This is a genomic window from Paenibacillus wynnii, from assembly GCF_030812855.1.
GTDB lineage: Bacteria > Bacillota > Bacilli > Paenibacillales > Paenibacillaceae > Paenibacillus_AQ > Paenibacillus_AQ wynnii_A.
In genome coordinates this window covers 1-12,361 of sequence record NZ_JAUSTK010000025.1, presented here as the reverse complement: position 1 = coordinate 12,361, position 12,361 = coordinate 1, and the positions used below count along the sequence as shown (strand labels likewise).

11 protein-coding genes are annotated in these 12,361 nt (G+C 47.5%); 10 read left to right on the top strand and 1 reads right to left on the bottom strand.

Going from position 1 to position 12,361, the window contains the following annotated elements:
- Nucleotides 1-104: 104 nt before the first annotated feature.
- Nucleotides 105-734 carry an O-methyltransferase gene (locus J2T20_RS19590; protein ID WP_307591025.1) on the top strand — a complete coding sequence of 210 codons (630 nt, stop codon included), beginning with the start codon at nt 105-107 and terminating at the stop codon, nt 732-734.
- A 70-nt stretch (nt 735-804) separates the two neighbouring features.
- Here the strand turns inward: J2T20_RS19590 and J2T20_RS19585 are convergent, their stop codons facing one another.
- Entirely contained in the window at nt 805-2,025 is a 1,221-nt protein-coding gene (locus J2T20_RS19585; protein WP_307591024.1) for an MFS transporter, read from the bottom strand.
- Between the two features lie 223 nt (nt 2,026-2,248).
- Here J2T20_RS19585 and hemE point away from each other — a divergent pair, with 223 nt between their 5' ends.
- The 9 genes from hemE to J2T20_RS19540 all read left to right on the top strand — a co-directional run bounded on the left by hemE (nt 2,249) and on the right by J2T20_RS19540 (nt 12,200).
- Nucleotides 2,249-3,310, top strand: a complete 1,062-nt coding sequence (gene hemE / locus J2T20_RS19580) for a uroporphyrinogen decarboxylase (protein ID WP_307591023.1) — start codon at nt 2,249-2,251, stop codon at nt 3,308-3,310.
- Nucleotides 3,311-3,346: 36 nt separating this feature from the next.
- Nucleotides 3,347-4,303 (top strand): ferrochelatase, encoded by a 957-nt coding sequence (hemH, locus tag J2T20_RS19575; protein WP_307591022.1) that lies wholly within the window; start codon nt 3,347-3,349, stop codon nt 4,301-4,303.
- The gene (gene hemG / locus J2T20_RS19570) at nt 4,300-5,733 is read left to right on the top strand and encodes a protoporphyrinogen oxidase (protein WP_307591021.1); all 1,434 of its coding nucleotides are present in this window, start codon (nt 4,300-4,302) and stop codon (nt 5,731-5,733) included. The genes hemH and hemG overlap by 4 nt, the downstream gene beginning before the upstream one ends.
- A gap of 172 nt (nt 5,734-5,905) precedes the next feature.
- On the top strand, nt 5,906-7,255 hold the full coding sequence (locus J2T20_RS19565) for a CapA family protein (RefSeq protein ID WP_307591020.1): 1,350 nt from the start codon (nt 5,906-5,908) through the stop codon (nt 7,253-7,255).
- Nucleotides 7,256-7,279: 24 nt separating this feature from the next.
- A complete protein-coding gene (locus J2T20_RS19560; RefSeq protein WP_307591019.1) occupies nt 7,280-8,014 on the top strand; it encodes a glycerophosphodiester phosphodiesterase in 735 nt (244 codons plus the stop codon).
- A 35-nt stretch (nt 8,015-8,049) separates the two neighbouring features.
- The gene (locus J2T20_RS19555; RefSeq protein WP_307591018.1) at nt 8,050-8,673 is read left to right on the top strand and encodes a fumarylacetoacetate hydrolase family protein; all 624 of its coding nucleotides are present in this window, start codon (nt 8,050-8,052) and stop codon (nt 8,671-8,673) included.
- Nucleotides 8,674-8,713: 40 nt separating this feature from the next.
- Nucleotides 8,714-9,517 carry a DUF92 domain-containing protein gene (locus J2T20_RS19550; protein ID WP_307591017.1) on the top strand — a complete coding sequence of 268 codons (804 nt, stop codon included), beginning with the start codon at nt 8,714-8,716 and terminating at the stop codon, nt 9,515-9,517.
- A 58-nt stretch (nt 9,518-9,575) separates the two neighbouring features.
- Nucleotides 9,576-10,178 carry a TetR/AcrR family transcriptional regulator gene (locus J2T20_RS19545; RefSeq protein WP_307591016.1) on the top strand — a complete coding sequence of 201 codons (603 nt, stop codon included), beginning with the start codon at nt 9,576-9,578 and terminating at the stop codon, nt 10,176-10,178.
- Between the two features lie 93 nt (nt 10,179-10,271).
- Nucleotides 10,272-12,200 (top strand): ABC-F family ATP-binding cassette domain-containing protein, encoded by a 1,929-nt coding sequence (locus J2T20_RS19540; protein ID WP_307591015.1) that lies wholly within the window; start codon nt 10,272-10,274, stop codon nt 12,198-12,200.
- The last annotated feature ends 161 nt before the right edge of the window (nt 12,201-12,361 follow it).

The window sequence follows — 12,361 nt, the reverse complement described above, 5'->3', positions numbered from 1 at the left end:
AAGTATAGGGGAATGCGGTGAACTTCACAATGTCCGACATTCCCAGAAAACCCCTCTCTCGGGAACCTATGTGGACTCGAGAGGATTAACAAAGGAGATATTACATGCTTAGCCAAGAACAATACAGTGAACAACTCTATACAGAGGACGAAATTTTGCTTCAAGTGAAACAATCGATAGCTGATCATGGTATGCCTGAAGTCTCCGTTGAACCGGGCTACGGCCGCCTATTGACCATGCTCATTAAGCTCTCCGGCGCATCAAGCGTACTAGAAATCGGTGCTCTTGGCGGATACAGCGGCATTTGCTTGTCCCGTGGGTTCAGGGACGGCGGTAAGCTGACCTCTCTGGAGCTTAAGCCTGAATACGCTGCCGTAGCCCGGCGGAATCTGGAACTGGCAGGCTTCGGCGATTCTGTAGAGTACAGAATCGGACCAGCCATGGATAGCCTGAAGATTTTGGAATCCGAAGGGCGGAAATTTGATTTCTTTTTCATCGATGCTGACAAAATGAATTATCCGAACTATCTTGAATATGCCATTCAGCTAGCTAATCCCGGTGCGATTATTGCCGGAGATAATATTTTCCTGCGGGGCCGTACTCTAAATACAGATAGGAACGGCCCCGCCATACTGGCAGTGCGTCGATTTAATGAAATGATCGCCACGGATGACCGACTGATAAGTACATTGCTGCCGGCCTACGATGGGCTTGCCTTAGCAATGGTTAAGTAATTATCCCCTGAATCAGAATCGAATCAAGCTCCAAATGTTCAACTAGACTGGTTTGACGTTTGGAGCCGCGTCATCGAAATGAGCGACGGGTAGTTTCTTTGTATAGTTTTAGGCGTACCCATATAGTGTTAATAAGCAATAAGACTCCGGAGATAATGAATAAACCTTCAATTCCGATATAGCCTGATAAAAAACCGCCGATAATCGCTCCCAGCATGTTGCCTAGCGCAAGCGTACTGCTGTTGAAGCCGAATGCACGGCTTTCCTTGCCGTCTGGCGTATAGGAACGGATCAGCGCATTTACACTGGGCAGCAGCCCTCCCATAAAGACACCCATCATGAATCGGATAATAATAAGCTGCCACACACTGGTGACAAAGGCCTGAGGGATAAGGAATACAGAGGCGCCTATTAAGGCAAACGTCAAAATACGATGAGCACCAATCTTATCGCTTAGCTTACCCAGAACCGGAGATGCCAGCATATTTGAGACTCCTGTGACTGCACTGACCATGCCGGCCCAGAAGGCGATATTCACAGCGGAGCCGTGCAGCTTCTCCACATAAAGGGGCAGCAGCGTCATGGGGCTAATCATTGCGAACTGCAGCAGAAAGGTTACTCCGAATAATGCTGGAAGCTGGGGAACCTTAAGCAGCTCTTTTAGGCCTGCCAGTACAGACGCTTGAGGTACATGGGCAGCTTCGATACGGTCGAACTTTTCTTTTACCAGGAACAGTGCCAACAGAGAGGCTACGAACAATAAGGCACCGACTACATAAAAAATGGGTCGGAATCCGATCGAGTCAGCTAAGAGTCCGCCGATGAGCGGTCCCAAGATTGTACCGGCTACGGAGCCCGATTGCATAAGACCCATGGCAAAGCCCATACGAGGTTTCGGAGTTGTACCTGAGATGAGTGCAATTGAGGCAGGATTAAATCCGGCTATGGTTCCATTTAACAAACGCAGAAGCAGTAATTGCATCGGTGTCTGAGCAAAGCCCATGAGTAGTATAACTACCGCCATACCGAAGCTGGAACGCAGGAGCATGATTTTTCGTCCGTATTTGTCGGCAAGCTTCCCCCATAACGGCTGGAACAGAAATGCAGTCAAAAAGTTTGCCGCAAAAATCAATCCGGCCCAAATCCCGATCGCATGTTCACCCTGTACTCCCAGATCTTTTGCAAGATAAAGGGACAAGAATGGGGTAATCATAGTCATACCGGCATTCACTAAAAATTGGCCAAACCAAAGCACCGTGAGGTTGACCTTCCAAGTCTCCCATTTCTTCAAAGTGCTTTCACTTCCCTTCAGCTTGGAGAATGTGTGGAACTATTATTCACGAAAAATTGACATTCTATCAGTATATCATAATTTTTAAAGGTGTTAATGCAATACATATCATAGTATTGTCATAGGATTGTCATGGCCTCCATTAGTGTGATGGTTGTTACTTACTTTTAAAAGGGGCATAATATATATTAAGAAATTAATCAAATTTAATGGAGATCTTATCATGACCTACAACGACACTTTTATCCGCGCCTGCCGCAAGCAGGATACGGAGCATGTTCCCGTTTGGTATATGCGGCAAGCCGGCCGTTATGATCCCGACTACCGTACAATCAAGGAGAAGTATACCCTGTTGGAAATATGCAAACAGCCTGAGTTGGCGGCTGAAATTACTCTGATGCCTGTGCGTAAGCTAGGCGTAGATGCAGCTATTTTGTATTCAGATATCATGAATCCGGTTGCTTCCATTGGAATTGATTTTGACATCGTCAAAAACATCGGTCCGGTTATACATAACCCGATTCGTTCTGCCGCAGATGTAGAGAAATTACGGCCCATTGATGTAGAAGGTGACCTTAGCCACATTTTGGAGACGATTTCTCTTCTAGACAAGGAATTAGATGTGCCTCTTATTACGTTCGCAGGTGCACCTTTTACAATTGCCAGCTATCTTATTGAGGGACGTCCTTCAAAAAGTTATATCCGCACCAAGACGCTTATGTACAGTGAACCCCGTGTGTGGGAAATGTTAATGGAAAAGCTAGGAGATATGATAATCACTTATCTTCGCAGCCATGTACGCAGTGGAGGCAAGGCCTTTCAATTGTTCGACAGCTGGGTGGGTGCGCTTGCCCCTAAGGATTTTGAAATCTATGTCCTGCCGACTATTTCAAGAATTTTTAGAGAATTATCAGATCTGGATGTGCCCAAAATCTACTTCCCGGGCGTAAGTTCAGGAGAACTTCTGCCTACGCTTACTAACCTTCAAGCTGATGTGATCGGGCTGGATTGGCGTGTCAGTATCAGTGAAGGACGCCGCAGAACAGGCGGTAAGTTTGCGATGCAAGGTAATTTGGATCCTTATCTGTTGACTGCTCCAATGAATGTTATCAAAGACCGCGCCAAGCAATTGATTGATGAAGGCATACTTGAACCCGGCTATGTGTTCAATTTGGGCCATGGCTTATTCCCTGAGGCTTCTTTGGAAAAACTGCGGGAATTAACAGAATACATTCATGAATACTCGAAGGATCTTATGAAAGAATCAGTGAAGGCACGTTCCTGAACATACCTAGACTAACTGTAAAAGGGGATGGAAACTGTGACAACAAAAGTAGGCGTTCTTGTCATGTCATACGGCACTCCTGAGAGCTTAGAAGGCGTGGAGGCTTATTATACGCATATCCGGCGAGGTAACCCGCCTTCAACGGAGCAGCTTAAAGAACTGAAAGACCGTTATGAAGCCATTGTCGGGGGCGTTTTCCCGCTTCGGGAGAATACGGATCGTCAGGTAGAGGGCTTAGAGGCTGCTCTAAATAAAGACAATGGAGAGACTACTGTTGAGTTTGTATGCTACCAAGGTCTGAAGCATGCTCATCCTTTCATAGAGGACGGTGTGAAGGCCATGGCCAGGGATGGCATTACAGAGGCTGTAGGTATCGTTCTTGCCCCACATTATTCGATTATGAGTGTAGGAACCTATATCAAACGTGCACAGGCAAAAGCAGACGAATGTGGCATTCGGATGGAATTCGTAAATAACTACCATCTGCATCCTGAGCTCATTGATGTGCTGAGCCGCCGGGTCTCTGCTCGCTTGGATCAATTTGAAGAAGCTGGAGCGAAGCGAAGTGAGGTAAGAGTGCTGTTCAGTGCACATAGTCTGCCGGAGCGTATACTCTCTATGGGCGATCCTTACCGTGACCAACTCCTCGAAACCTCTGAGGCTGTTGCCAAACAGGCGGGTGTCACTTCCTGGCAGTTCACTTGGCAGAGCGCAGGCCGTACAGCTGAGCCGTGGCTGGGACCGGACGTACTGGATACTCTTCGTGAGCTTTCTAAAGAACAGGTTGAAGATGTACTGGTAGCCCCTGTTGGATTTGTATCTGATCATCTGGAAGTGCTATATGATCTGGATATTGAGGCTCAGACTATCGCACGGGAATTGGACATGCGCTTAATGCGAATTGAGTCGCTGAACAGTGACCCTGCTTATATGTCTGTACTAAGCAGTGTGGTGCGTACACGGTACAATCAAATGCAGGCGGGTTCGATATGACGGGTACTGCACGAAAAATTGTAATCATCGGCGGAGGGCTGAGCGGTCTTAGCGCAGCCTTCTACGTCCGGAAATATTATAAATCAGCGGGCATTCAACCTGAAATTATTGTGCTCGAAAAAGAAAAAGTGCTTGGCGGCAAAATTGAAACGCTGCACCGTGAGGGGTTTGTCATTGAAAAGGGTCCTGATTCCTTCCTCGCCCGTAAAACGGCGATGGTTGATCTAGCCAAGGAATTAGAATTGGACCATGAACTGGTGACAACCAATCCCAATGCCAAGAAGACCTACATATTGCAGCGGAACAAGCTTCACCCTATGCCTGCTGGGCTTGTACTGGGTATTCCGACAGAGATCAGACCCTTTCTGCAAAGCGGATTAATCTCCTTTGGAGGAAAAGTTCGTGCGATGATGGATTTTATGATTCCGCCTCGCAGAAGCAAGGAAGATGAATCGCTGGGTCAGTTAATTGAACGGCGTCTGGGTACGGAAGTGCTGGAGAATATGACTGAACCGCTTCTAGCCGGTATTTATGCCGGAGATATGAATAAGATCAGCCTGCAAGCCACCTTCCCCCAATTTGGTGAAGTGGAGCGTAAATATGGAAGCCTTATTCGCGGTATGACTACAGGGCGAAAGCCGGCCGAAACACATACAGGAACCAAGAAGAGTGCATTCCTGACCTTTCGTCAAGGCCTGCAAAGTCTTGTGCATGCACTGATTAATGAACTTCAGGATGTAGAGCAGCGTACGGGGGTTTCCGTAACCTCTATCATTGATGATATAGCTAATAAGGATAAAGGTAATCCGCGTTATCAAGTTGAACTTGATAATGGTGAAAGAATACCGGCGGATGATATTTACATTACCGTTCCGAATTTCGCCGCTGCCGATCTGCTGCGTCCACATGTGGATGTATCCGCACTTGACGCTGTGAATTATGTATCCGTTGCTAATGTGGTAATGGCCTTTTCTAAAAAAGATACGGCTACGGAATATGATGGATCAGGGTTTCTGGTTCCTCGCAAGGAAGGGCGCAACATTACGGCCTGCACTTGGACATCGACCAAATGGCTTCATTCCAGCCCTGAGGATAAAGTACTCTTACGCTTTTATGTGGGGCGTTCGGGAGACGAGCAGAATGTAGAGCTGCCGGATGATGCCCTGGAGGAGCTGGTACGCAAAGATGTCCGGGAAATTATGGGCATCACCGCCAATCCGCTTTTTACTGAAATTACCCGTCTGAAGCATTCCATGCCGCAGTACCCCGTGGGGCATCCAGGCAATATTGCCAGGCTGCGGGATGAGCTTGGTGCGGTTCTGCCCGGTGTATATGCATTTGGTGCCGGTTATGATGGTATTGGAATGCCTGACTGCATCAAACACGCCAAGCTGACCGCTGAAGCTGCTGCTAAGACTGTGCAAAAGTAAGAATTAAGAATCCATATATATATTCATGCAAGCGGTGAAGCGATTTTTTGCTTCACCCTTTGTTTTGTGGAGGAAGACAATCTATCAAATGGCAGTCTGCTATTTTGGAGAGAGAAGTACCAGATATGCTATAATAAAACCACTTTAACGGCAAAGGAGCTTACAGAACACCATGTACCCGCCGAGATCGCGCAGAAGAGACAAAAGAAATGCCTCGGGTCATCGTCGCCCAAAAAGGACATGGGTATGGATCAATGCAATCCTGCTACTAATGATAATAGCCATTTTAACTTATGTACTTAATGAAGACGGTAACAAAAGCTCCAACACTCCATCGCTAGCGGTGCAAAGCAGTGCCTCACCTTCTCCGGATCCCAGCGAGGCTCCGCCCGCGGTGACTGCTTCTACCACTCCAGAACCAACACAAGCTTCTGTAGAGCCCACATCTACTGGAGAACTAGAGCCTGTGGAAACTCCTGATGCTGATACAGTGGTGAATACTCCCTCACCGCCTGCACCTACAGACGACGGGGCGATTTCAGGTTTGCCGGAGGATACAGACTCCGAAGGGGATACAGTTAAACTTAGTTTTGGTGGAGATGTAATCTTTTCCGGTAAGGTTGGAGAATTGTTGGAAAAAACGGGTTATGAATATCCCTATGCCCGACTAGGTGGATTATTCAAAGAGGATGACTTGTCCATTGTTAATCTTGAGACTCCGGTTTCGGATGGGGTTACGAGTGCCGCCAATAAGCAGTATGTATTTAAGGCTCCCCCTAAGGCACTGGATAAACTTAAGGCAGCTGGAATCGATGCTGTTAATCTGGCGAATAATCATACACTTGACCAAGGCGAACAAGGCTTGCGGGAAACGCTCAGCAATCTTGAAGAAAGAGGCATTCCCTATGTCGGGGCTGGCTTGAATGAGGAATCAGCCTATTCAGCCCAGTATTTTGAACGCAAGGGGATTACAGTTGCCCTGCTTGGGTTTTCCCGTGTTCTACCTGAATCCTCTTGGAAGGCGGAGAGGAATAAACCGGGCTTAGCTTCTGTCTACGAAAGTGAAGAGGGGCTTAAGGCAATTACCGAGGCCAAAAAGAAAGCGGATATTGTTATCGTTGTCGTTCATTGGGGCAAGGAACGTGTGAGTCAAGCTGATACTGTGCAGCAGTCATTGGGACGCAGCTTTATTGATGCAGGCGCAGATCTGGTGATCGGAGGCCATCCTCATGTACTGCAGGGTATTGAGCCTTATAAGGGGAAGTGGATCGCCTACAGCACTGGGAATTTTATATTTACAAGATCTTCAGTTCCTTCTACTTGGGATACAGCCGTTTTCCAGGCGGAATGCAATGTAGAGGGCCAGTGCTCCATGCAGCTAAAGCCCTTTAATGCTGAGCTGGCTCAGCCTGTTCCAATGAGTCCTGAAGATGGACAAAAGCTTTTCAAAAAAGTTGAATCTATTTCTTGGGGACAAATCAAAATTGATAATGAAGGTAAGGTTGTGCATTCCTCAGAGTGATGATAACGGCTAAGGGGGGTCCTTATGTTTAAAAATTTATGCGTTGCCCATCGCGGGTTTTCCGGCAAAGCTCCGGAGAATACATTGGCAGCCGTTCGAATGGCAATCGCCTTGCCTTATGTCCGCTGGATGGAGATCGACGTTCAAATGTCTAAAGATGGTGTGCCGGTCGTCATTCATGATTATAGTCTGGACCGAACGACCAATGGCCATGGCAAGGTCAAGGATATGGATTGGGCGCAGATGAAACGGCTGGATGCGGGAAGCTGGAAAGGACGCGCTTTTAAAGGAGAAAGAGTACCTTCTCTTGAAGAGGTTTTGGATCTTTCTAAGGGCCGATTGCATCTTAACATAGAACTAAAGACGGTAGGGAACCTATATCCGGGTATAGAAAAGTCGGTTATTAACCTTATCTCCTCCAAAGGTATGAAGGATGAAGTTGTTCTAACCTCCTTCGAAGCGGGTGCCCTGCAAAGAGTTAAAGAAGTAGATCCGCGGATGAACACGGGACTTATCTTTGATTCCAGATCAGGAGATCCTGCTAGGCGCGTACAGGAGCTGGGTTGTTCGTTTCTGTCCATAAGCTTTGCGCGTCTGAATCCAAACTTAGCCAAGCTGCTTACAGAGCAGGGAGTGAAGGTTATGGCCTGGACGGTGGATAAAGCGAAAGAGATGCGTCGCCTCGCAGACATGCATTCTGATATAATGATTTGTACGAACCGTCCGGATGTTTGGGGCGATACGTTTTTGGGAGTATAATAATAATAAATCGACGGGAAAGAGGCTGATGCCCAATGTGCGCTACTGTTAATAACTTATACTGCGTTGGACGTAACTACAAACTGCATGCGGAGGAACTCGGCAATAAAGTGCCGACAGAGCCTTTAATCTTCATGAAGCCCTCTCATGCGGCTGTTCCCCTCGACAAGGCAATCATTCATCTTCCGAAGGATGCAGGCCAGGTTCATTATGAAGGCGAGCTGGTTCTGCGCATCGCACGTGATTATGTTCCGGGAACTAGTGTAGAGGAACTCGTTGATGTCATGGCTCTGGGCTTGGATTTCACTCTGCGTGATGTTCATAATGATCTGCAAAAGAAGGGCCTTCCCTGGACCGCTGCCAAAGGCTTCAAAAATGCTGCACCATTAACACCATATATTGCGTTTCCAGATAAGGAAGAGCTTGAGGCAACTGATTTTATTATTTTGAAAAACGGTGTTGAGGTTCAACGCGGAAATGTAAAGAACATGATATTCTCGCTTCAGAAAATAGTTGACTTTATCGCAGCCCGTTACGGGCTTGGTAAAGGTGATGTTATATTTACAGGGACGCCGGAAGGTGTAGGCCCTACTGTATCTGGTGATTCATTCGAGCTGTTCTGGGGCGATACTCTGATGGGTACCTGTCTGATTGGATAAGTAAATAGATGCAACTTTAGCAACAGCGGGAGTGGAATGTATGCAATGGGTTATCGGCGCTTGTGGCGCTCTGATTGTTGCCGGTGCTGCTTATTATAAGCAATCCTTAAGCCTTTCCGGCATGCTGGCTGCATTGATTATGGGTACCGTTTATTTTGGCGCCGGGAATGCCTTTTGGTTCGGTATTCTACTGCTCTTCTTCATCTCCTCCAGTCTGCTGTCCAAACTTCATCATGAAGATAAGGCTGAATTGGAACTAACCTATGATAAAACAGGCCGCCGTGACGCCGGGCAAGTCTTCGCTAACGGAGGCATTGGCATGGTTGTGGTACTGCTTAATGCGTTATATCCCTTAGAAATATGGGAGTTCCTGTTTGTAGGAGTAATGGCTACTGTAACCTCGGACACATGGGCTACGGAGATAGGGACGCTTAGCAGAAGACCTCCCCGGTCTGTTCTGACAGGTAAAGTCCTGCCTACTGGGGCATCAGGAGGAGTATCACTTACGGGTTCACTTGCTGCAGCAGGGGGTGGTATACTCATCGGCGCGGCCTCATGGCTGCTACAGCTTGCCGCTGGTATGCCGGATCGCTCGTTCATTCTGCTGACACTTGCCGGGCTCTTTGGTGGGGTGGCAGGAGCTTTTACCGACTCTATCCTCGGTGCAACCGTGCAGCAGATGAACCGCTGTACGGTCTGCGGTCGAGAGGTAGAGGGGAGCAGACATTGCGGTGCAGCCACTGTCCAGGCACGCGGCTGGCAGAGGATGAATAATGATGCTGTTAATTTGTTCAGTTCTATATTCGGCGGCGTCGTGGCATTACTAATAGGTAGTCTGGTTTGAATGAGTGAATGAATGATTATATCAAAGCCACTAGTTGGCACAGTAAGGGGGTGAACCGATGAGCAGCGTATCCAACGACAAACATACAGCCATACTGGATGCCGCGTACACGCTCTTCGGTTCAGGCGGATTCTACGAAACGAAGATGTCGGACGTTGCTGAGCAAGCAGGTATCGCCAAAGGTACTGTATACTTATACTTTAAGAGCAAAGAGGAATTATTCCTCGCGGTCACACGCCGAGATTGTGAAGGCTACCTCGAGCAGTTGGAGACAAAGCTTACGGCTCAAAGGGGTTTGGCTGACAAGCTCTCCGTGATCGCGGAGCATCATCTGTTTTATTATTATGAACGCAAGCAGCATACCAAGCTATTTTTCCGGGCACCGAACAATAACCCGGAGCTGGTAGCTTATATGGCCTATTTTATGGAACAATACATGCAGGCGGTAGTGAAGGTGCTCGTGGAGGGCGGAGGCTCTGAACCCGAATTGATGGCCCAATCCTATATAGGAATGCTGGACCGTCTTAAGATGGATATTTTGTTCGATCCTTCCTTTTCGGAGGCAGATGCTCATAAACGGGCCCAATTTGCCGCAAGTCTCTTCATAAGAGGGGCTATGGATAATTTGCATCCTTTTCAGGGTGACAAGTTAGCAGAGTAGAATAGATTAAGAGGCCGTCCGGTTTCCGGGCGGTTTTTTGAGAGTAGAAGAGTTAACAACTAGTTTAAAATATAAGGCAAGCGAGGAACAAGTATGAATATTATGACGGTGGAACACCTCTCCAAAAGCTATGGGGAGAAAATTTTATTCAATGATGCTTCATTTGGTATGGATGAACGAGATAAGATCGGTGTTATCGGTGTCAATGGAACCGGGAAATCAACATTTCTGCGTATTATTGCCGGTCTGGAAACTCCGGATGAAGGACAAATTGCGATCGGAAATTCGGTGCGTGTACAATTTTTAGCGCAAAACCCGCCTTACAACCCCGAGAATACAGTGCTTCAGCAAGTTTTCGCCGGAGATGAACCGGAGCTTGTGATGATGCGTGAGTATATGGAGACGATGTCACTGCTCGAGACTCAACCCGGCAACAAAGAGTTGGAGAACAAGCTTGTTCAGATTGGCAATGATATTGGTGCGGCGGATATTTGGCATTTGGAGAGTGAAGCGAAAAGTGTACTCACCAAGCTTGGCATTACCCAGTTTGATGCACTTATGGAGACACTTTCGGGAGGTCAGCGTAAACGGGTTGCTCTTGCAGCAGCACTAATTACACCGTCCGAACTGCTTATCTTGGATGAGCCTACCAACCATATTGATACAGAATCAGTATCCTGGTTGGAGCAATATTTGAAAAAGCGGCGTGGAGCCTTGTTAATGGTTACGCATGATCGTTATTTTCTAGACCGAGTGGCAGACGTTATGTTGGAACTCGACGGAGGGCGTTTGTTTAGATATGAAGCGAACTATTCACGCTTTTTGGAGTTAAAGGCTGACCGTGAGGAACGTGAGGCTTCTGCGGAGCAGAAACGTAAAAATCTGCTGCGGACGGAGCTTGCCTGGATTAGACGCGGAGCAAAAGCCCGTACAACCAAGCAGAAGGCCCGGATTGACCGCTACGAGAAGCTTAAAGATGGTCAGGTCAGCAGTTCAAACGGTACTTTAGATATTTCGGTTGGTTCAACACGTCTGGGCCGTAAGATTATCGAGATTCATGATTTGACCAAAATTCTTGATGGGCGTGTGCTCATTAAAGATCTGACCTATATCGCTGTACCTCAAGACCGTGTGGGGATCGTCGGTAAGAATGGTAGCGGTAAATCAACATTGCTGAATCTGATAGCTGGAAGACTTCAACCGGATGGCGGTGAGGTTCAACTCGGTACTACAGTGAAGTTAGGTTACTTCACTCAGGAGCATCAGGATATGGATGACACCCTGCGGGCTATTGAATATGTGAAGGAAGAGGCGGAAGTGATCAAAACTGCAGATGGCAGTACGATTACAGCCGGTCAAATGATGGAACGTTTCCTATTTCCTCCTGCAGCACAATGGACTCCGATTGCAAAGCTTTCCGGGGGTGAAAAGAGACGGCTCTATCTTCTCCGTGTATTGATGGGTGCACCTAACGTGCTGCTGCTGGATGAGCCTACCAATGATCTGGATATTGGCACGCTGGCAGTACTGGAGGATTATCTGGATGAATTCCCAGGGGTTGTATTCACAGTATCTCATGACCGCTATTTCTTGGATCGAACAATGGACAAGCTTATTGCTTTCGAGGACGGAGAGATCCGGCTTCATGTCGGCGATTACACCGAATACGAGGAATGGATGGCTAAGAATGTTCCCGTACGTAATTCGGTGCAAAACGAAAATCCTCGACGGATTACGGCTCCAGTGTCAACACCTGATACAGTTGCTCCACAATCACTTAAGGATAAACCTAAGTTCACATTCAAGGAACAGCGTGAATACGAGGGAATTGATGAGCAAATTGAACAGGCGGAGAGTCTTCTAGTTGATATTAGTACGAAGATGGAGGCGGCTTTTGCCGACTCTGGGAAGCTGCAAGAGCTTACCAAGCTGCAACAGCAAGCGGAAGCTGAGCTGGAGCATCTAATGGAGCGCTGGACGTATTTAAATGAATTAGCAGAGAAGATTGCAGGTAAAGCCTAGTTTAATCTCTAAATGGATGACTTTTTTGCAAGCTAGCCTCGGGGTAACCGATGGCTAGCTTTTTTAGTGCGCCACGCATGGCGACTAACTAGGTGGTGAAAGTCCACTGTGGGGGTCTGTAGTTACCAACCACTAGCCAAGAGCAAGGGTGTCCATCGTGA